The following is a 17,896-nucleotide window of genomic DNA, read 5'->3' on the forward strand; positions in this document are numbered from 1 at the left end:
CCGTCTCCTGTTGTTGGATAGAGGCCCGGTTGCGCGGGACCGGCCACAGGCAAAACTACGCCGCGCACACCTGCCCGCCTTCCGGTGAGCGGGTTGCACGATCATCATACGAATTCGTTGCGTCGGGGCCCGCTTGGGACATACCCTTGCACCGCGCGACGTAACCTTTGCTTGCAGGTGCGGCAAAATTCGGCGATGAAGAAACTTCCTGTCGAAGCGAGCTTGCTTCTCGTCGATGACGATCCTTCCGTCATCCAGGTTCTGAGCCGGATGCTTTCGGACTACTCGACGGTCCGATTCGCGACCAGCGGCACCGATGCGCTGCAACTCAGCAAGGAGGCGACGCCGGACCTGATCCTGCTCGACGCGCAGATGGGCGACATGAGCGGCCTGCAGGTGTGCGAAGCGCTGAAGGCCGATCCGTCACTGGCCGAAGTGCCGGTGATCTTCGTGAGCAGCCATCAGGAGTCCGAGCTCGAAGTGGCCGTGCTTGAAATGGGCGCCGTCGACTTCATCCGCAAGCCCTTCAATGCGCAACAGGTGCTCGCGAGGGTCAACACGCAACTCAAGCTGAAGCGACTTTCCGACGACCTGCGCAGGCTGTCGCGGATCGACGGGCTCACGGGACTGGCCAACGATCGTGCCTACGCCGAGACCTTGGCACGAGAAATTTCCCGGGCCGGGGAGGCGGGGCAGGATATTTCGGTCGTGCTGATCGAAGTCGATTTCTTCCAATCCTTCGAAGCCCTGTACGACCGCAAGGCGGCGGACGCCTGTCTCGCGGCGGTCGGGGATGCATTGCGGCGCAGCACCCGCCGTCCGGGCGACTTCGCCGCCAGGCTGGAGCGTGAACGTTTCGCGCTGGTTCTGCCCGACACGAATGCCGACGACGCGCTGCACGTCGCGAATCGCGCATTGCGCGCCGTTGAAACGCTGGACATCAGCCACCAGGGCTCCGCCGTGTCTCGACACGTGACGTGCAGCGCCGGCGTGACGTGCCTCGATGCTTCCGCACGCAGCGCACTGTCGGCAGCAGGCGGCTCGCCAGCGGAAGCACTGGCGAGCGCAGCCGGCGCCGCGCTCGAAACGGCGGCGAGGGCAGGGCGCGCACAGGCCGGCCTGAAGGCACCGGAGGCCGCGCCGCAGCCCGGCGCAGAGATGGATTGAGCTTCACCGTGGGCCTTCGGCAGTCCGCCCGATCGCTGATCTGGCTGGCCGTCGGCCTTTGTGGTGCGGCGGGTGCCGCGCTGTGGCAGGCGAACTACAACGAGACGCTGTCGCAGGAACGCTTCGATGTGCTGTCGCGGCGGGCGGTCGAGCAGGTGAACTCGCGCATGCATGCCTACGAAACAGGCCTGCTGGGTGTGCGGGGCGCTGTCATTGCGGCCGGCGGCGAAGGCGGCATCACGCGGCTGCGCTTTGCCCAGGCCATTGCTTCGCGCGATATCGGGCGCGATTTTCCCGGCGCGGGTGGCTTCGGGTTCATCCGCCGCGTGCCGGTCGCGCAGGAGGCTGCATTCGTCGCCGCGGCGCGGCTCGACGGCAAGCCGGACTTCCAGGTGCGCCAACTGGGTGCGAATGACGGCGAGCGTTTTGTCATCCAGTATCTCGAACCCTTGGAAGCGTCCAGTCCTGCGATCGGGCTCGACATCGCGTCGGAGCCCCATCGACGCGCGGCCGCGGAGCGCGCCATGCGGACCGGCGAGACCACGGTGACCGCGCCGATCTCCCTGGTGCAGGCGCAGCCGGCGCCCCGGGGCCAGCGTTCGGTCGCGCTGCTCCTGCCGGTTTTCCGGGCCGAGGCGCAACTCAGAAAACTCCAGCAGCGCCAACGTCGCTCGGCTGCCGCGCGCGGCGGGCCCGACGAGGTGATCGGCTGGGTCTACGCGCCACTGCTGATCGACGAAGTGTTGAAGGGGCTCGACTTCCAGGACGGCGAGTTCGCGATGGCGCTGGTCGACACGACACCCGGCAGCACGCCGGATCGCTTCTTCGTGTCGCCGGGCCAGGCGAGCGCCCCGCCCGATGCGCTCAAGCGTGCGCTGCCACTGCAACTCTACGGGCGGACCTGGATGGTGGAGGTGAACGCCCAGCCGCCGTTCGACAAAGCACTGAACCTGCGCAGCCCGTGGATCGTTTTCCTGATCGGCGCGATGCTGGCAGTCCTTCTGGCGCTGCTGACTTTCATCGAGCAGTCGAACAGGCGCCGCAAGGCGCAAGCCGGGGAGCAGCAATCGCGGCTCGCGGCCATCGTGACCAGCTCGAACGACGCCGTCATCGGCCTGCGCCCCGACGGAACGATCACCGACTGGAATGCCGGCGCGACCAAGATCTTCGGCTACAGCATCGAGGAAGCCCTCGGGCAGCGCGTGCAGGCCTTGTTGCTGCCACCGGACCACGTGGGAGAAGAAGAGACGCTGCTGCGGCATATCGCCGATGGCAAATCGGTCGCCGCGTTCGAGACCTTCCGGCGGCATCGCGACGGCTCTCCCGTCGCCGTGTCGGTGGCGGCCGCGCCGATCCGCTCGGCGAGCGGCCGCGTGATCGGAGCGGCCGAAACGGTGCGCGACATCACGCACGAGAAGGCGAGCAAGGCGCACATCCTCGAACTGAACGCGACGCTCGAACAGCAGGTGCTCGAGCGCACCGCGCAACTCGCGGCGCTGTCGACGCGCGAGCGCGCCATCCTCGAAGGTGCGGCGAGCGCCATCATCGCGACCGATGTCCATGGCATGGTGACGCTGTTCAATCCTGCCGCGGAGGCCTTGCTGGGCTACTCCGCCGCCGAGGTGGTGGACCGGATGGAGATGAACAGTTTCCACGATGCCTTCGAAATCCACGGGCGTTCCATGGCGCTCACCACCGAGCTGGGCCGTCCGCTCGACGTGTGCGAAGTCTTCGCGCCGGCGGCGGGCACCGGCCGGGCGCAGCCGAGGGAGTGGACCTACGTCCGCAAGGACGGCAGCCGGGTGCTCGTGCACCTGAACGTGAGCCCGCTGCGCGATGCCGCGGGCACGGTGATCGGCTTCATCGCCATTGCGACAGACCTGTCGGAGCGCAAGGCCGCTGAAGAAAGAACGCGCAAGAACGAGCGCTTCATGCGCATCGTGACCGACAACATCCCCGGCGTCGTCGCATATTGGTCGCCCGACCTGCACTGCACCTTTGCCAACAGCGCCCATCTGCGATGGCTCGGGCGCACGGCGGAGCAGATGATCGGCATCACCTTCCAGGAAATGCTCGGGCCGGAGATCTTCCGCATCAACGAGCCCTATGTCCGGGCTGTGCTTGCCGGCAAGGACCAGCGCGTGATGCGCACCCGCAACATGAGCGACGGCTCGACGCTCCACTATTGGCTGCACTTCGTCCCCGATCGCGACGAGAAGGGTGTCGTGCAGGGCTTCATCACCGTGGCTGTGGATGTCAGCGACATGCGGGAGGCGCAGGACCAGCTCGAGAGCCTGAACCTGGAACTGAACGAGCGCAGCGCGCAGGCCGAGTCGGCGAGCAAGGCCAAGAGCGAGTTCCTGGCCAACATGAGCCACGAGATCCGCTCGCCGCTCAACACCGTCGTCGGGCTGGCCTACCTGCTGCGGCAGACCGCGCTGGACGACCGGCAGCGCGACTTCCTGCAGAAGATCGACACGGCAGGCAATGCGCTCCTGGGCGTCATCAACGACATCCTCGACATCTCGAAGATCGAGGCGGGCGGAATGGTGCTCGACGAAGCCGAGTTCGGCCTGCGCGCGCTGCTCGACGACGTGATCGCGATGACCGTGGTGGACACCGGCAACAAGGGGATCACGTTGCGGTTGGACGCCGGCGCCGATCTGCCGCCGCGCCTGCGCGGCGACGTGACGCGCATCCGACAGATCCTGGTGAACCTGCTGAGCAATGCGGTGAAGTTCACCGCGCAGGGTTCGGTGCGGCTGACCGCGCATGTTCAGAACCAACTGCAAAATCGTGTGCGCCTGCGCCTTGCCGTCGTGGACACGGGCATCGGCATCGAGCCCGAGGTTCTGGAGCGCCTGTTCATGCCGTTCACGCAGGCCGACACGTCGACGACGCGGCGCTTCGGCGGCACCGGGCTCGGGCTGTCGATCGTCAAGCAACTGACCGAGCTGATGGGCGGCGAATTCGGCGTCGACAGCACGCCGGGCGAGGGCAGCGAGTTCTGGGTCGTCCTGCCGCTGGATATCGTCAGCGAAGGTGACGTGTCGCCGGTGGTGCTCAGCGGCGATTCGCCTGGGCGGCGGCTTTCGGGGATGCGCATCCTCGTGGTGGACGACAGCCCCGTGAACCTGGAGGTGTGCCAGCACATCCTCGAACGCGAGGGCGCCCAGGTCGGTGTTGCGTCGGACGGCCGCGAGGCGGTCGAACGGCTGCGCGTCGAGCCGCAGGGCTTCGATGCGGTGCTGATGGACGTCCACATGCCGGTCCTCGACGGCAACGAGGCCACGCGCAGGATCCGCGGCGAACTCGGCCTCCGGGCATTGCCGGTGATCGCGCTGACGGCGAGCGCCCTGATCGCCGAGCGCGACCGCGCACTGGAAGCCGGCATGAACGATTTCATCGGCAAGCCCTTCGATGTCGAGCTGCTGGTGCGCACGGTGCGCCGCTGCGCGGAGCGGGCCAAGGGCAGACGGGTGTCGACGATGCATGAGGCGCCGGTCCTCACGCCGTTGCCGCCGGATTGGCCGGCGATCGATGGCGTCGATGCGGCGGATGCGTTCCGCCGGCTGGGAGGCGATCGACCGCTCCTGCTCAGTGTCCTTCGGGGCTTGCTGAGGGAGTTCGGGGACCTGGCTGGCGAGGATGTCGCCCTGCCGGTCGGTGACGGGGCCGCAGCGCTGGCGGCACGGCTGCACAAGCTCCAGGGGAGTGCCGGGCTGGTCGGCATCGAGGGCGTGCGACAGTCGGCCGGTGCCGGCGAGGCGGCCTTGAAAGCCGGCGACACCGGCCGTGCCGAGCAGGCGTTGCGTGACCTGAACGCTGCACTGCGCAGGCTCAGCGTATCGGCGCAGCCCTATCTGGAGGCGGACACGGCGGCGGATGCAGATTCCAGCGGAGAGGCCGACCCACCCGTCGATCCGGAAGGTCTTGCGCTGCTGATCGACGCCTTGGGACGGCAGGATCTTTCGGCCATGTCCTGGTTCGAGGAAGTCGGCCCCTCGCTGCGCGGCGCGATCGGGCATGAACGCTTCGCGGAACTGGACGGCGCGATCAGGGCGCTTCAGTTCAAGCGCGCCGTCGAGATCCTGCGCGGCGCGGCATTCGCGTAGCCGGCCGCGGCGGTGTCGCTCTGGCATCAGCCACGTTTCCGACGCCGTGCGCGAATCAGCAGCGCATACACCGTGAGGTTGAGCAGGACCACTCCCACGCCCAATCCGATCTGCATGCCGCGTGTGAGCGTATCCGGGTAGATCAGGCCCAGCAGGTAATGCTCGACGAAGCCGCCCTCGTAGCCGGCCTCGCCGGCCGCGTGCCGGAATGCATTTTCCAGCGGCGTCAGCGGGCAGATCCATCCGGTCCATTCCACCCACGCGGCCCAGGCCACCGCCGGCAGGTGCAGCCAGGCCAGTCGGGGCAGGCGCCAGACCAGCGCGCCGCCCGCCAGGACGAACACGATGAAGAGGCCGTGCAGCAGGAGCAGGGCGTCGGCCAGGATGCGGTCACGCATGCGGTGAGATTCTTCCCCAAACCTATAATCGAATGTTCAAGCAGATCAAGCAGTTAGGTGGGTTCGATGCAGGGGCTGCCCGCAACCGGCCGCCTTCGCCACAAGCCTAAACCCAAGATGAGCCAGCCCACCTTCAGCGTCGCCGACATCCGCAAGTCGTTCCTCGATTTCTTCGCGACCAAGGGCCATACCGTGGTGCCCTCCAGTTCGCTGGTGCCGGGCAACGATCCGACCCTGATGTTCACCAACTCCGGCATGGTGCAGTTCAAGGACGTGTTCCTCGGCACCGACAAGCGCCCCTACGTGCGCGCCGCGTCCGTCCAGGCCTGCCTGCGGGCCGGCGGCAAGCACAACGACCTCGAGAACGTCGGCTACACCGCACGCCATCACACCTTCTTCGAGATGCTGGGCAACTGGAGCTTCGGCGACTACTTCAAGCGCGAGTCGCTCAAGTGGGCGTTCGAACTGCTCACCGAGGTCTACAAGCTGCCGGCCGAGAAGCTCTGGGCCACCGTCTACATCGAGGACAACGAGGCCTACGACATCTGGACCCAGGAAATCGGCCTGCCGCCCGAACGCGTCGTGCGCATCGGCGACAACAAGGGCGGCCGCTACATGTCCGATAACTTCTGGATGATGGCCGACACCGGCCCCTGCGGCCCGTGCAGCGAGATCTTCTACGACCACGGCCCCGGGGTCGCCGGCGGCCCGCCCGGCAGCCCCGACGAGGACGGTGACCGCTACATCGAGATCTGGAACAACGTGTTCATGCAGTTCGACATGCAGCCGGACGGCAGCGTCAAGCCGCTGCCGGCGCCCTGCGTCGACACCGGCATGGGGCTGGAGCGCCTCGCAGCGATCCTGCAGCACGTGCACAGCAACTACGAGATCGATCTCTTCGACGCGCTCATCAAGGCCGCGTCGCGCGAGACCGGCGAGAAGGATCTCGGCAACAAGAGCCTGCGCGTGATCGCCGACCACATCCGCGCGACCGCATTCCTGGTGGCCGACGGCGTGATCCCGTCGAACGAAGGGCGCGGCTACGTGCAGCGCCGCATCGTGCGCCGCGCGATCCGCCACGGCTACAAACTCGGCCAGAAGAAACCGTTCTTCCACAAGCTGGTGCCCGACCTCGTGGCGTTGATGGGCGATGCCTACCCCAAGCTGCGCGCCGACGAAAAGCGCATCACCGATACGTTGAAGGCCGAGGAAGAGCGCTTCTTCGAGACCCTCGCAAACGGCATGGAAATTCTCGATGCAGCATTGGCCGATGGTGCCAAGGTGCTGCCGGGCGAAGTGGCTTTCAAGCTGCACGACACCTACGGCTTCCCGCTCGATCTCTCGGCCGACGTGTGCCGCGAGCGCGGTGTGGCGGTCGATGAGGCCGGTTTCAACGCCGCCATGGAAAAGCAGAAGGCGGCAGGCCGCGCGGCGGGCAAGTTCAAGATGGAGCGTGCCGTCGAATACACAGGCGCGGGCAACGCCTTCACCGGCTACGAGCATCTCGAAGAAAAGGCCACCGTCGTCGCGCTGTATTTCGAAGGCGCGCCGGTCCAGCAACTGAATGAAGGCCAGCCCGGCATCGTTGTCCTCGACACCACGCCTTTTTATTCCGAGAGCGGCGGCCAGGTCGGCGACCAGGGCGTGCTCGTCGCCGAGGGCGTGCAGTTCGGCGTCGACGACACGCAGAAGATCAAGGCCGACGTGTACGGCCACCATGGTGCGCAGACGCAGGGCTCGCTCAAGGTCGGCGACACCGTCACGGCGCGCGTCGACACCGAGCGCCGTGCATCCACCATGCGCAACCACAGTGTCACGCACCTGATGCACAAGGCCTTGCGCGAAGTGCTCGGTGGCCATGTGCAGCAGAAGGGCTCGCTGGTCGACGCCGACAAGACGCGCTTCGACTTCGCGCACAACGCACCGGTGACGGCCGGGCAGATCGTCGAGATCGAACGACGCGTGAACGCCGAGATCCTCGCCAACGAGGCGACGCAGGCCCGCCTGATGGACATGGAGTCGGCCCAGGAGACCGGCGCCGTGATGCTCTTCGGCGAGAAGTACGGCGAAACGGTTCGCGTGCTCGACATCGGCAGCAGCCGCGAACTCTGCGGCGGCACGCACGTTTCGCGCACCGGCGACATCGGCCTGTTCAAGATCGTGAGCGAAGGCGGCGTGGCTGCCGGCGTCCGGCGCATCGAGGCCGTGACCGGTGCCAACGCGCTGGCCTATCTGCAGCAGCTCGAAGCCACCGTCCACAGCGCGGCGGCGACGCTGAAGACGCCGGCCTCGGAGCTGCAGGCGCGCCTCGCGCAGGTGCTTGAACAGGTGCGTGCATTGGAGCGCGAAGTCGGCTCGCTCAAGGGCAAGCTCGCGTCGTCAAAGGGCGACGAGCTGCTGGCCCAGGCGGTCGACGTCAACGGCATCAAGGTGCTCGCGGCCAAGCTCGACGGCGCCGATGCCAAGACCCTGCGCGACACCATGGACAAGCTCAAGGACAAGCTCAAGACGGCTGCCATCGTGCTCGCCGCCGTGGATGGCGCCAAGGTGCAGATCGCGGCCGGCGTCACGGCCGACACGATGGCCAAGCTCAAGGCCGGTGATCTCGTCAACTTCGTCGCACAGCAGGTCGGCGGCAAGGGCGGCGGCAAGCCCGACATGGCGATGGCCGGCGGGACCGATGCTGCCGGCGTTCCGGCGGCGCTGAAGTCGGTGCAGGGCTGGGTGGCCGAGCGCCTGCAAGCCAAGGGATGAACGGCGAGGAACTGCCGGTCGACGTCCTCGTGATGGGGGCCGGGACGATCGGATGTTTCATCGGGGGCAGTCTGGCGGCGGCTGGCGTGCGCGTCGCGTTCGTCGGGCGGCCTCGCGTGCTGGGATCGTTGTCGTCGCGCGGCATCACGCTGACCGATCTGGACGGCATCAGCAAACACGTCGCGCCCGGCATGATCCGGCTCGCGGAAGCGGTGCCGCCCGGCATTCGTCCGGGGCTGGTGCTCCTGACCGTGAAGAGTGGCGCGACCGCCGAGGCCGCCGCCGAACTCGCCGCAAGGCTGCCGGCAAACACGGCGGTACTTTCGCTGCAGAACGGCATCTCGAATGCAGCCGTGGCGTCAGAGGCGGCGCCGAGGCTCAACATCCTGCCGGCGATGGTCCCCTACAACGTCGCGGAAATCGGACCCGGCGCTTTCCATCGCGGCACGGTCGGCCGGTTGGCGGCGAAGGACGATCCGACGCTTCGGCGCTGGGTGGCGGTGTTCGAGCAAGCGGGTGTCCCGATCGACCTGCATGCCGATCTGCAGCCGATCCAATGGGGCAAGCTGCTGCTCAACCTGAACAATCCGATCAATGCGCTGTCGGGCCTGCCCTTGCGAGACGAACTGCTGCAACGCGGCTATCGCCGCTGCCTTGCCGCGCTGATGGACGAGGCGCTGGCCGAACTCGCCATGGCCGGCATACAGCCGGCGCAGCTCGCGGCCGTGCCGGCTGCCAAGTTGCCGGGCATCCTGCGGCTGCCGACGCCGGTCTTTCGCATCGTTGCGGCACGCATGTTGCGCATCGACCGCAAGGCGCGTTCGAGCATGGCGGACGATCTGGCGCTGGGCCGCCGCACCGAGATCGACGCGCTGTGCGGCGAGGTGGTGCGGCTCGCCGAGGCGAATGGCTCGAAGGCGCCGCGCAACGCGAAGATGGTCGAGTTGCTCGAAGCCTGGCCCGAGCGCAAGGAGCGCTGGGCGGCGCGGCAGTTGGTCACAGAGTTGGGCTTGTAGGCCCGAGGCCGCTTCTAGACCGCCCGGCCTGCTGGCGCGACGCTGGCGCCTTGAATGCCATGACGCGCGAGCGCGTCGGCCACGAAGCCACTGGCTTTCATCTCTTCGACGAACGCCGCGAGCGCTGCACCCGCTTCGGCGCCGCGCGACGCGGGCGTGCCCATCGCCTGCTGGATCACCATGAAACGGCCTGGCAGGAGACGAAGGCCCGGAACGCGCCCGGCTTCGGCTTCGAGCACTTGCCGGATGCCGGCCGCCACGTCGGCCTGGCCGGCGTGAAGACTTTCCATGACGCCCTTGGCGCCCTGGACGCGCACGATCTGAGCCTGCTTGATCTCGCGCGTGAGGAAGAGGTCGTAGGCACTGCCGGCGCCGACGGCGATACGGTGCGTGTCGCGGTCGACCTCTTCGTTGCGCATGACCGGCGAGGCTGCCGAAACGAGATAGCTCCCTTCGATCAGCACATAGGGCGCGGTGAACTGCATGCCTTCGCTGCGCAGCGGATCGATCGCGAAGAAGCCGATGTCCGCCTGTTCGTTGCGCACCGCGTCGACCGAAGCGGCGGCTTTTTCGAAGACCACGAGTTCTGCCGCAACCCCGAGTCGCCGCGCGAACTCGCGGGCGAGATCGATGGAGACGCCGACCGGCTCCACGGTGGCGGCATCCCGGTTCGCGAGGATGGGGTTGCCGAGATTGATCGAGGCGCGCAGCGCGCCGGTGGGTGCGAAGGCCGAAACCACGGCCGTGGGGAGGGTGGTGCTCATTTCGGGATTCTGCCGCGATCAGGTGACAGAGGTCTGAATCCGTGATCGAGCAACACCCCATAATTCGCGCTTCATCCGCTCGCACCTCCTGCCATGACCACCTTTGCCCAGTACCCCAGTCTGGTCGACCGCACTGTCCTCATCACGGGCGGTGCCACCGGCATCGGCGCGTGCCTGGTTGAACGCTTCGTCGCGCAGGGCGCAAAGGTCGGCTTCGTCGACATCGACGCCACCGCCGGTGCGGCACTTGCGCAAGCCTTGGCGGGCGCGCGCCATGCGCCGCTGTTCGTCACGGCGGACCTGACGGACATCGCGGCACTCGAAGGCGCCATCGCTTCGGTGCGGCAGCAATTCGGCCCCATCACCGGGCTGCTGAACAACGCTGCCAACGACCGCCGCCACCGCATCGAGGAGACCACGCCTGAATCGTGGGACGCCGGCGTCGGTGTGAACCTCAAGCACCAGTTCTTCGCAGCGCGCAATGTCATGGATGACATGCGCCAGGCGGGCGGCGGCTCGATCGTGAATTTCGGTTCGATCAGCTGGAAGCTCAAGCAGGGCGGCATGCCGGTCTACACCACCTCCAAGGCGGCGGTGCAGGGGCTGACGCGCAGCCTGGCGCGGGACCTCGGCCCTTTCAACATCCGCGTCAACACGCTGGTGCCGGGGTGGGTCATGACCGACAAGCAACTGAAGATGTGGGTGGATGACCAGGCGCGTGTCGACATCGCGCGCGGGCAGTGCATCAACAAGCCGCTGATGGCCGATCACATCGCCAGCATGGCGCTCTTCCTCGTGGCCGACGAGAGCGCCATGTGCACTGCCCAGGATTTCATCGTCGACGGCGGCTGGACGTGAGGGCGTGGTGCTTTTCATTCGATACATCTGAAAGGACGACATGAGTTCCAACACGACCGCCCGCTATCGAGGCCTCTTTCCGGTGGTGCCGACCACCTTCGACGAACAAGGCGACCTCGACCTCCCAAGCCAGAAGCGCTGCGTCGACTTCATGATCGACGCGGGCTCGGACGGCTTGTGCATCCTGGCGAATTTCTCCGAACAGTTCCTGCTGTCGGACGACGAGCGCGAGGTGCTCACGCGCACGATCCTCGAACACGTCGCAGGCCGCGTGCCGGTGATCGTGACCACCACGCACTTCAGCACCAAGGTGTGCGCCGAACGCAGCCGCCGCGCGCAGGACATGGGCGCCGCGATGCTGATGGTGATGCCGCCGTATCACGGCGCCACCTTTCGCGTCGCCGAGCCGCAGATCCACGAGTTCTATGCGCGGCTGTCGGATGCCGTGGGCATTCCCATCATGATTCAGGACGCACCGGCCGCCGGCACGCCGCTGTCGGCCGCCTTCCTCGCGCGCATGGCGAAGGAGATCGAGCATGTCGCGTACTTCAAGATCGAAACCGCCGGCGCCGCGGCCAAGCTGCGCGAACTGATCCGCCTCGGCGGCGATGCGATCGAAGGGCCGTGGGACGGTGAAGAAGCCATCACGCTGTTGCCCGACCTCGAAGCCGGCGCGACAGGCTCAATGACCGGCGGCGGGTATCCCGACGGGATCCGTCCGATCCTCGACGCGTACAGCGCGGGGCGGCGCGACGAAGCCATCGCAGCCTACGAGCGCTGGCTGCCGCTGATCAATCTCGAGAATCGACAGTGCGGGCTCCTGGCCGCCAAGTCGCTCATGAAGGAGGGTGGCGTGATCGCGTGCGAGGCACCGCGCCATCCATTCCCCGCGATCCATCCTGCCAGCCGCTCGCTGTTGATCGAGACGGCGCGCCGCCTCGACGCGCTGGTCTTGCGCTGGGGCCGCTGACGGCAGCTACGCGACGGCGGGCCGGCGCCCCTTGCGGTAGAGCGCCAGGGTCGCCCCCAGCCCGCAGACCGCCGCCACGCTCAGCCAGTAGGCGGGCGCCGCCTTGTCGCCGGTCACTTCGATCAGCCAGGTCGAGATCGCCGGCGTGAAGCCGCCGAAGACCGCCGTCGCGAGGCTGTAGGCGAGCGAGAAGCCGACCACGCGCACCTCCACCGGCATCACCTCGGTGAGCGCGACGACCATCGCACCGTTGTACATGCCGAAGAGGAACGAGAACCACAGCAGCACGTCGAGCATCCGCCCGAAACTCGGCGCCGCGGCGAGCCAGTGCATGGCCGGGTAGGCGCTCACGATCGCGAGGATCGACACGGCCAGCAACATGGGCCGGCGGCCGATGCGGTCCGATAGCGCACCGCCGATCGGTAGCCAGATGAAGTTGGTCACGGCCACCAGCAGGGTGACGATGAGGCTGTCCCGCGCGCTCAGCTTGAGCACGGTCTTGCCGAAGGTCGGTGTGTAGACCGTGATCAGGTAGAAGGTCGTGGTGGTCATCGCGACCAGCAGCATGCCGGCCAGCACGATGCGCCAGTTGCGCGCCATCGACTGGAACACCTCGCGCGTGGTCGGATGGTGCTTGCGTTGCTGGAAGGCCTCGGTCTCCTGCAGCGAGCGGCGCAGCACGAAGATGCACGGGATGATCATGCAGCCGACGAAGAACGGAATGCGCCAGCCCCAGGCAGACAGCACGGCCGGATCGAGCATCTCGTTGAGCGCGAAGCCGAGCGCGGCGGCGAGCACGATCGCCACTTGCTGGCTTGCGGACTGCCACGAGGTGTAGAAGCCCTTGTGCCCGGGCGTCGCCATCTCCGACAGGTAGACCGACACGCCACCCAACTCCGCGCCTGCCGAAAAGCCCTGCAGCAGACGGCCGAGCAGCACCAGCACGGGCGCGATCAGGCCGATCGTCGCGTAGCCCGGCACGAACGCGATCAGCACCGTGCCGCTGGCCATGATCCCGAGCGTGACGATCAGGCCCTTTCGACGGCCCACTTCGTCGATATAGGCGCCCAGGATGATCGCGCCCAGCGGGCGCATCAGAAAGCCCGCGCCGAACACCGCGAAGGTCAGCATCAGCGAGGCGAAATCGCTGCTCGCGGGGAAGAAGGCCTTGGAGATGTAGGTGGCATAGAAGCCGAACAGGAAGAAGTCGAACTGTTCGAGGAAGTTGCCGCTCGTCACGCGCAGCACGGCGCCGAGTTTGGAGGTGCTGTGCGGAGGCGCTGCTTGACCGGAGGCCAGGGTGGCGGTGCTCATGGCTGTGTCTCCAGATGATGGCCAGGGCCGCGGGTGCGGAGTCTCCTCATCGTAGGGAGCGAAGCCGTCGAACGGCCATCCTCGCAGTCGGGGTTTGTCCCGGGCGCTCAAGTCAGGCGCCGATCAGGTGATCGGGTGACGGGTTTTGGCGCCGCATTCCGCCGATCAGCGGCTTCCTGTAAGCGAACGAAAAAATCAGGGTTTGTACCTATCTTCCGTGACACGTTTGCGAATATTCTTCGTAGGTCGTTCCAGTAATAAACCACTGTTTTATTAGTGAAACAAACCGGATCAACGAGCTGACAGTCGATCAGCGGATTTGAACCCGGAGCGGAGGCCGGTTTTCAGTTCCAACCCTCGTACGGATCGCAACCCACCATGAAGAAGCAGACACGCCGCCAAGCTCTCGCCCTTGCCCTGTCGCTCGCCGCCGCGGCGTCCGCCGGCCCCGCCTGGGCGCAAGCATTCCCGAGCAAGCCGGTGACGATCGTGGTGGCCTATCCGGCCGGCGGCGACACCGATGCCCTGGCCCGCCTCTTCGCCGAAAAGCTTTCCACCCGCATCGGGCAGCCCGTGGTGGTCGACAACCGGCCGGGCGCCAGCGGCGTGATCGGCAGCAGCTATGTCGCCAAGGCGCCCGCCGACGGCTACACGCTCCTGCTGGCGCCGAGCACTTTCTCGATCGCGCAACTGGTGCTCAAGACCAACGGCTCGTCCAGCTACGACGTGCTGAACGGCTTCACCCCCATCATCGAGACCGGCACCTTGCCGCTCGCCTTGGTTGCGAGTTCGGGCGCCGGCTTCAAGGACTTCAAGGGCGCAATGGCCGCCGCCAAGTCGCAGTCGATGGCCTACGCAAGCCCCGGCAGCGGCTCGCCGATGCACATCCTCGGCGAGATGGTCAACAAAGCGACGGGTCTGGACCTTCGCCATGTGCCATATCGCGGCGTCGCACCGGCCGTCAACGACGTGCTCGGCGGCCATGTGCCGCTGACCTACATCACGCTGGGCCCTGTGGACCCCTACTTGCCCAACGGCAAGATGGTGGTGCTTGCGGTCGCCGACAAGAAGCGTTCCCCGCTGGCTCCCAATGTGCCGACCTTCCAGGAACTGGGTATCAAGGACGTGGAAGTCACCGCCTGGCACGGTCTCTTCGGCCCCAAGGGCATGTCGCCCGAGACCGTGAAGATGCTCAACGGCCACTTCAACGAGATCCTCAAGATGCCCGACGTGGTCTCGCGCATGGCGACGCTGGGCGCGCTGCCGCTGGGCGGCTCGCCGGATGTGCTCGCCAAGACCAACGCCGCCGACTTCGAACGCTTCGGCCGAATCATCAAGGAACTGGGTATCCAGGCCGATTGAGGCCCTCTCCAAAGTATCCAAAGTACGCAAAGTACGCAAAGACGTCGACGCCATGACTTCAGTGAACACCACCCCCGATCCCGCTGGCCTGCAGGCTTTGCTTGCCGAGCTGCCCGCCAATCTGCTCGCCGGCCGCCGCGTGCTCGTGACCGGCGCCGCGCGCGGGCTGGGCCTCGCCTTTGCCAAGTGCATCGCCAAGGCCGGCGCGAGCGTCGTGCTCGCCGACATCCTGTCCGACCTCGCCCAGACCGAGGCCCAGGCGATGCGCGAAGCCGGCTTCACTGCGCACGCGCTCACGATCGACCTGTCCGATCCGGCCTCGATCGAGAAGGGTGGCGCCGAAGCCGTCCACCTGCTCGGCGGGCTCGACGGACTGGTCAACAACGCCGCCATCACCAACTCCGGCGGCCGCGATGCCCATGCCCTCGAGATCGACATGTGGGACCGCGTGATGAACGTCAACGTGCGCGGCACCTGGCTCATGAGCCGCGCCTGCCAGCCTGCGCTCGCGAAGAGCGGCCGCGGCGCCATCGTCAACCTCGCGTCCGACACCGCGCTGTGGGGCGCGCCCAACCTGCTGGCCTACGCGTCGAGCAAGGGCGCGGTCATCTCGATGACGCGTTCGCTGTCGCGCGAGTGGGGCGGCGACGGCATCACGGTCAACGCGGTGGCACCCGGCCTCACGCTGGTGGAAGCCACTGAGTACGTGCCCATGGCGCGGCACCAGAAATACCTCGAAGGCCGCGCCATTCCGCGCGAACAGCAGGCGGTCGACGTCTGCGGCGCGGTCCTGTTTGCCTTGTCCGGCCTGTCGCGCTTCGTGACCGGCCAGTTGCTCGCCGTCAACGGCGGCTTCGTGATGCACTGATTTTTTCGACCAAGGAGAACCCTGATGAGCGATCTGTCCGAACAACAAAACATCGATGAAACGCCGAGCTGGGCGTGCCCCGAAGGCGCCAGCCTCGAAGCGTGGATGAACACCCGCATCGCGCGCTACTCGACGCGCAAGTACGACTGGGATGCGCTGAAATTCCAGGCCGACCACGACCCCAAGTTCCGCCGCGCGCAAATGCGCTATATCGGCACGGGTGGCACCGGCGTCGCCAGCGACATGAACACCGTCCCGGCCGAGAACTTCACTTTCTCGACCATGGTGATCCCGGCCGGCCATGAAGGCCCGCCGCACCTGCACACCGACGTGGAAGAAGTCTTCTTCCTGATCCGCGGCAAGCTCAAGGTCGTCATCGAGAAGGACGGCGAGCGCTTCGAGACCATCATGACCGACCGCGACCTGATCTCCGTGCCCCCGGGCGTCTACCGCGAGGAAATCAACATCGGCGACGAAGACGCGCTGATGTGCGTGATGCTCGGCGCGAAGAAGCCGGTGACGCCGACGTACCCAGCCGATCACCCCCTGGCGAAGATCAAACGCTGAGCACTGCGATGAGCGAAGCCGCCATGACCTCTGTCCTGCCCCAGTCCGAAGTCGCGCGCCTTGACGCGCGCTTTCCGGCACGCAGCGTGCCGGTGAGCGGCGGCGTGGTGTCCGTGCGCGAGTGCGGCGCGGGGCCTGTCGTGGTGTGCCTGCATGGCATCGGTTCGGGCGCGGCCTCGTGGCTCGACACGGCATGGGTGCTGGCGCCGCACGCTCGCCTGATCGCGTGGGACGCGCCCGGCTACGGCGAATCGACGCCGGTGACGCCCGAGGTGCCGACCGCAGCGGACTATGCGCAGCGCCTGCATGCCTTGCTGGATGCGATGGACATCGAATCCTGCGTGCTGGTCGGGCATTCACTCGGCGCGCTCACGGCTGCTTCCGCTGCGCGTGCGGGATCACCGTCGGCCGCACGGATCAAGAGGCTGGTCCTCATCAGCCCGGCCGGTGGATACGGCGCGCCCGCGCGTGCGGAAGCCCGCCAACGCGTCCACACGGAACGACTCGACACGCTCGCCAAGCTCGGCATCGCCGGCATGGCTGCGCAGCGTTCCGGCCGCCTCGTGTCGGACAACGCGAGCGAGCTGGCCCGCCAATGGGTGCGCTGGAACATGGCTCGTTTGAATGACCACGGCTACCGCCAAGCTGTTGAGTTGCTGTGCGGTGGCGATCTTCTCGCCGATCTGCCACCCGCGATACCGGTCCGCGTGGCCTGCGGTGCGCTGGACGTCGTCACGACGCCCGCCGCATGCGACGAAGTCGCGCGCAAGTGCGGCGTCACGCTCGAACTGCTGGCGGGCGCCGGGCATGCCAGCTACGTGGAACAGCCCGAGACCGTGGCCGCGATCCTGCGCGACACGCTGTCGTCCTGACCGAACAACAAACAACAGGAACCAGAGACTTATGACCACCCCTGGCAATGAAGTGATCGAAGAGGGCGCCGACCGCTACAACGTTCCGGCGCTCGAACGCGGCCTGCGCGTGCTGTGCGAATTCAGCCGCGAGAACCGCACGCTGTCCGCACCCGAACTTGCGCGCCGCTTCGACCTGCCGCGCTCGACGGTGTTTCGCCTGCTGACGACGCTCGAGAACATGGGCTTCCTGGAGCGTGCCGAAGGCGGTCGCGACTATCGGCTCGGCCTCGCCGTGCTGCGTCTCGGCTTCGAATACCTGGCTTCGCTGGAGCTCACGCAGCTCGGCACGCCGCTGTTGCAGCGCCTGTGCGAGGAGTTGCGCACGCCGTGCAACCTGGTGGTGCGCGACGGCCGCTCGATCGTCTACGTGGCGAAGGTCGCGCCGCCCACGCCATTCGCCAGCTCCGTCACGGTCGGCACGCGGCTGCCCGCGCACGCTACGGTGCTCGGTCGCATCCTTCTCGAAGACCTGAGCCTGGTGCAGCTGCGCGCGCTCTATCCCGAAGACAAGCTCGAAACCTTCTCGCCGAGCACGCCGAAGACGGTCAACGAACTCTTCGACATGGTCCAGAGCGACCGCGAGCGCGGCTATGTGCTGGGCGAGGGCTTCTTCGAGTCGAACATCTCCACCATCGCCGCGCCGGTGCGCGACCACAGCGGCCATATCGTGGCTGCGCTGGGCGCCACCATCACCTCGGGTCACATCGACGAAGCCCGCATGGACGAGATGGTGCAGCGGGTGCGCGAGACGGCCGACGGCATCTCGGGGCTGCTGAACTATTCGCCGGCGTCCAAGGTGGTTCCGCTGCGCGGCGGCAACCGCGCCTGA

The 17,896-nt window shown here is 66.9% G+C and carries 14 protein-coding genes; 11 read left to right on the plus strand and 3 right to left on the minus strand.

What is annotated here, in order from left to right; all coding sequences use genetic code 11:
- Window positions 1–195: 195 nt before the first annotated feature.
- Together AC1DHL_RS05080 and AC1DHL_RS05085 are read left to right on the plus strand one after the other, a co-directional pair.
- The gene (locus AC1DHL_RS05080) at window positions 196–1,167 is read left to right on the plus strand and encodes a diguanylate cyclase domain-containing protein (protein WP_478161084.1); all 972 of its coding nucleotides are present in this window, start codon (window positions 196–198) and stop codon (window positions 1,165–1,167) included.
- Complete coding sequence (locus AC1DHL_RS05085) at window positions 1,164–5,282, plus strand: CHASE domain-containing hybrid sensor histidine kinase/response regulator (protein ID WP_478161086.1); 4,119 nt, start codon at window positions 1,164–1,166, stop codon at window positions 5,280–5,282. The genes AC1DHL_RS05080 and AC1DHL_RS05085 overlap by 4 nt, the downstream gene beginning before the upstream one ends.
- A gap of 26 nt (window positions 5,283–5,308) precedes the next feature.
- Here the strand turns inward: AC1DHL_RS05085 and AC1DHL_RS05090 are convergent, their stop codons facing one another.
- A complete protein-coding gene (locus tag AC1DHL_RS05090) occupies window positions 5,309–5,680 on the minus strand; it encodes a DUF2784 domain-containing protein (protein ID WP_478161088.1) in 372 nt (123 codons plus the stop codon).
- A gap of 117 nt (window positions 5,681–5,797) precedes the next feature.
- Between AC1DHL_RS05090 and alaS the strand changes: the two genes are divergently transcribed.
- Both alaS and AC1DHL_RS05100 read left to right on the plus strand, forming a co-directional pair.
- Window positions 5,798–8,434 (plus strand): alanine--tRNA ligase, encoded by a 2,637-nt coding sequence (alaS, locus tag AC1DHL_RS05095; RefSeq protein ID WP_478161090.1) that lies wholly within the window; start codon window positions 5,798–5,800, stop codon window positions 8,432–8,434.
- On the plus strand, window positions 8,431–9,450 hold the full coding sequence (locus AC1DHL_RS05100; RefSeq protein ID WP_478161092.1) for a 2-dehydropantoate 2-reductase: 1,020 nt from the start codon (window positions 8,431–8,433) through the stop codon (window positions 9,448–9,450). Before alaS ends, AC1DHL_RS05100 begins: the two co-directional genes overlap by 4 nt.
- 14 nt (window positions 9,451–9,464) lie before the next feature.
- On the opposite strand, the gene AC1DHL_RS05105 is transcribed toward AC1DHL_RS05100, so the two are convergent.
- Window positions 9,465–10,214 (minus strand): transporter substrate-binding domain-containing protein, encoded by a 750-nt coding sequence (locus tag AC1DHL_RS05105; RefSeq protein WP_478161094.1) that lies wholly within the window; start codon window positions 10,212–10,214, stop codon window positions 9,465–9,467.
- A gap of 93 nt (window positions 10,215–10,307) precedes the next feature.
- On the opposite strand from AC1DHL_RS05105, the gene AC1DHL_RS05110 reads away from it, so the two are divergent.
- Entirely contained in the window at window positions 10,308–11,072 is a 765-nt protein-coding gene (locus AC1DHL_RS05110; RefSeq protein ID WP_478161096.1) for an SDR family NAD(P)-dependent oxidoreductase, read from the plus strand.
- A gap of 40 nt (window positions 11,073–11,112) precedes the next feature.
- On the plus strand, window positions 11,113–12,042 hold the full coding sequence (locus AC1DHL_RS05115) for a dihydrodipicolinate synthase family protein (RefSeq protein WP_478101513.1): 930 nt from the start codon (window positions 11,113–11,115) through the stop codon (window positions 12,040–12,042).
- A gap of 6 nt (window positions 12,043–12,048) precedes the next feature.
- Here AC1DHL_RS05115 and tcuC read toward each other — a convergent pair whose 3' ends face one another.
- Window positions 12,049–13,356 (minus strand): tricarballylate/proton symporter TcuC, encoded by a 1,308-nt coding sequence (gene tcuC, locus AC1DHL_RS05120; RefSeq protein ID WP_478161098.1) that lies wholly within the window; start codon window positions 13,354–13,356, stop codon window positions 12,049–12,051.
- A 378-nt stretch (window positions 13,357–13,734) separates the two neighbouring features.
- Between tcuC and AC1DHL_RS05125 the strand changes: the two genes are divergently transcribed.
- Genes AC1DHL_RS05125 through AC1DHL_RS05145 form a run of 5 tightly spaced genes read left to right on the plus strand, consistent with a single transcriptional unit; the run spans window position 13,735 to window position 17,896 of the window.
- A complete protein-coding gene (locus tag AC1DHL_RS05125; RefSeq protein ID WP_478161100.1) occupies window positions 13,735–14,718 on the plus strand; it encodes a Bug family tripartite tricarboxylate transporter substrate binding protein in 984 nt (327 codons plus the stop codon).
- Between the two features lie 52 nt (window positions 14,719–14,770).
- On the plus strand, window positions 14,771–15,586 hold the full coding sequence (locus AC1DHL_RS05130) for an SDR family oxidoreductase (protein WP_478161102.1): 816 nt from the start codon (window positions 14,771–14,773) through the stop codon (window positions 15,584–15,586).
- Window positions 15,587–15,610: 24 nt separating this feature from the next.
- Window positions 15,611–16,153, plus strand: coding sequence for a cupin domain-containing protein (locus AC1DHL_RS05135; RefSeq protein ID WP_478161104.1), 543 nt, complete (start codon window positions 15,611–15,613; stop codon window positions 16,151–16,153).
- A gap of 23 nt (window positions 16,154–16,176) precedes the next feature.
- The gene (locus AC1DHL_RS05140) at window positions 16,177–17,025 is read left to right on the plus strand and encodes an alpha/beta fold hydrolase (protein ID WP_478161106.1); all 849 of its coding nucleotides are present in this window, start codon (window positions 16,177–16,179) and stop codon (window positions 17,023–17,025) included.
- Window positions 17,026–17,056: 31 nt separating this feature from the next.
- Window positions 17,057–17,896 carry an IclR family transcriptional regulator gene (locus AC1DHL_RS05145; RefSeq protein WP_478101523.1) on the plus strand — a complete coding sequence of 280 codons (840 nt, stop codon included), beginning with the start codon at window positions 17,057–17,059 and terminating at the stop codon, window positions 17,894–17,896.

The organism is Variovorax sp. 10L426 (assembly GCF_056395305.1).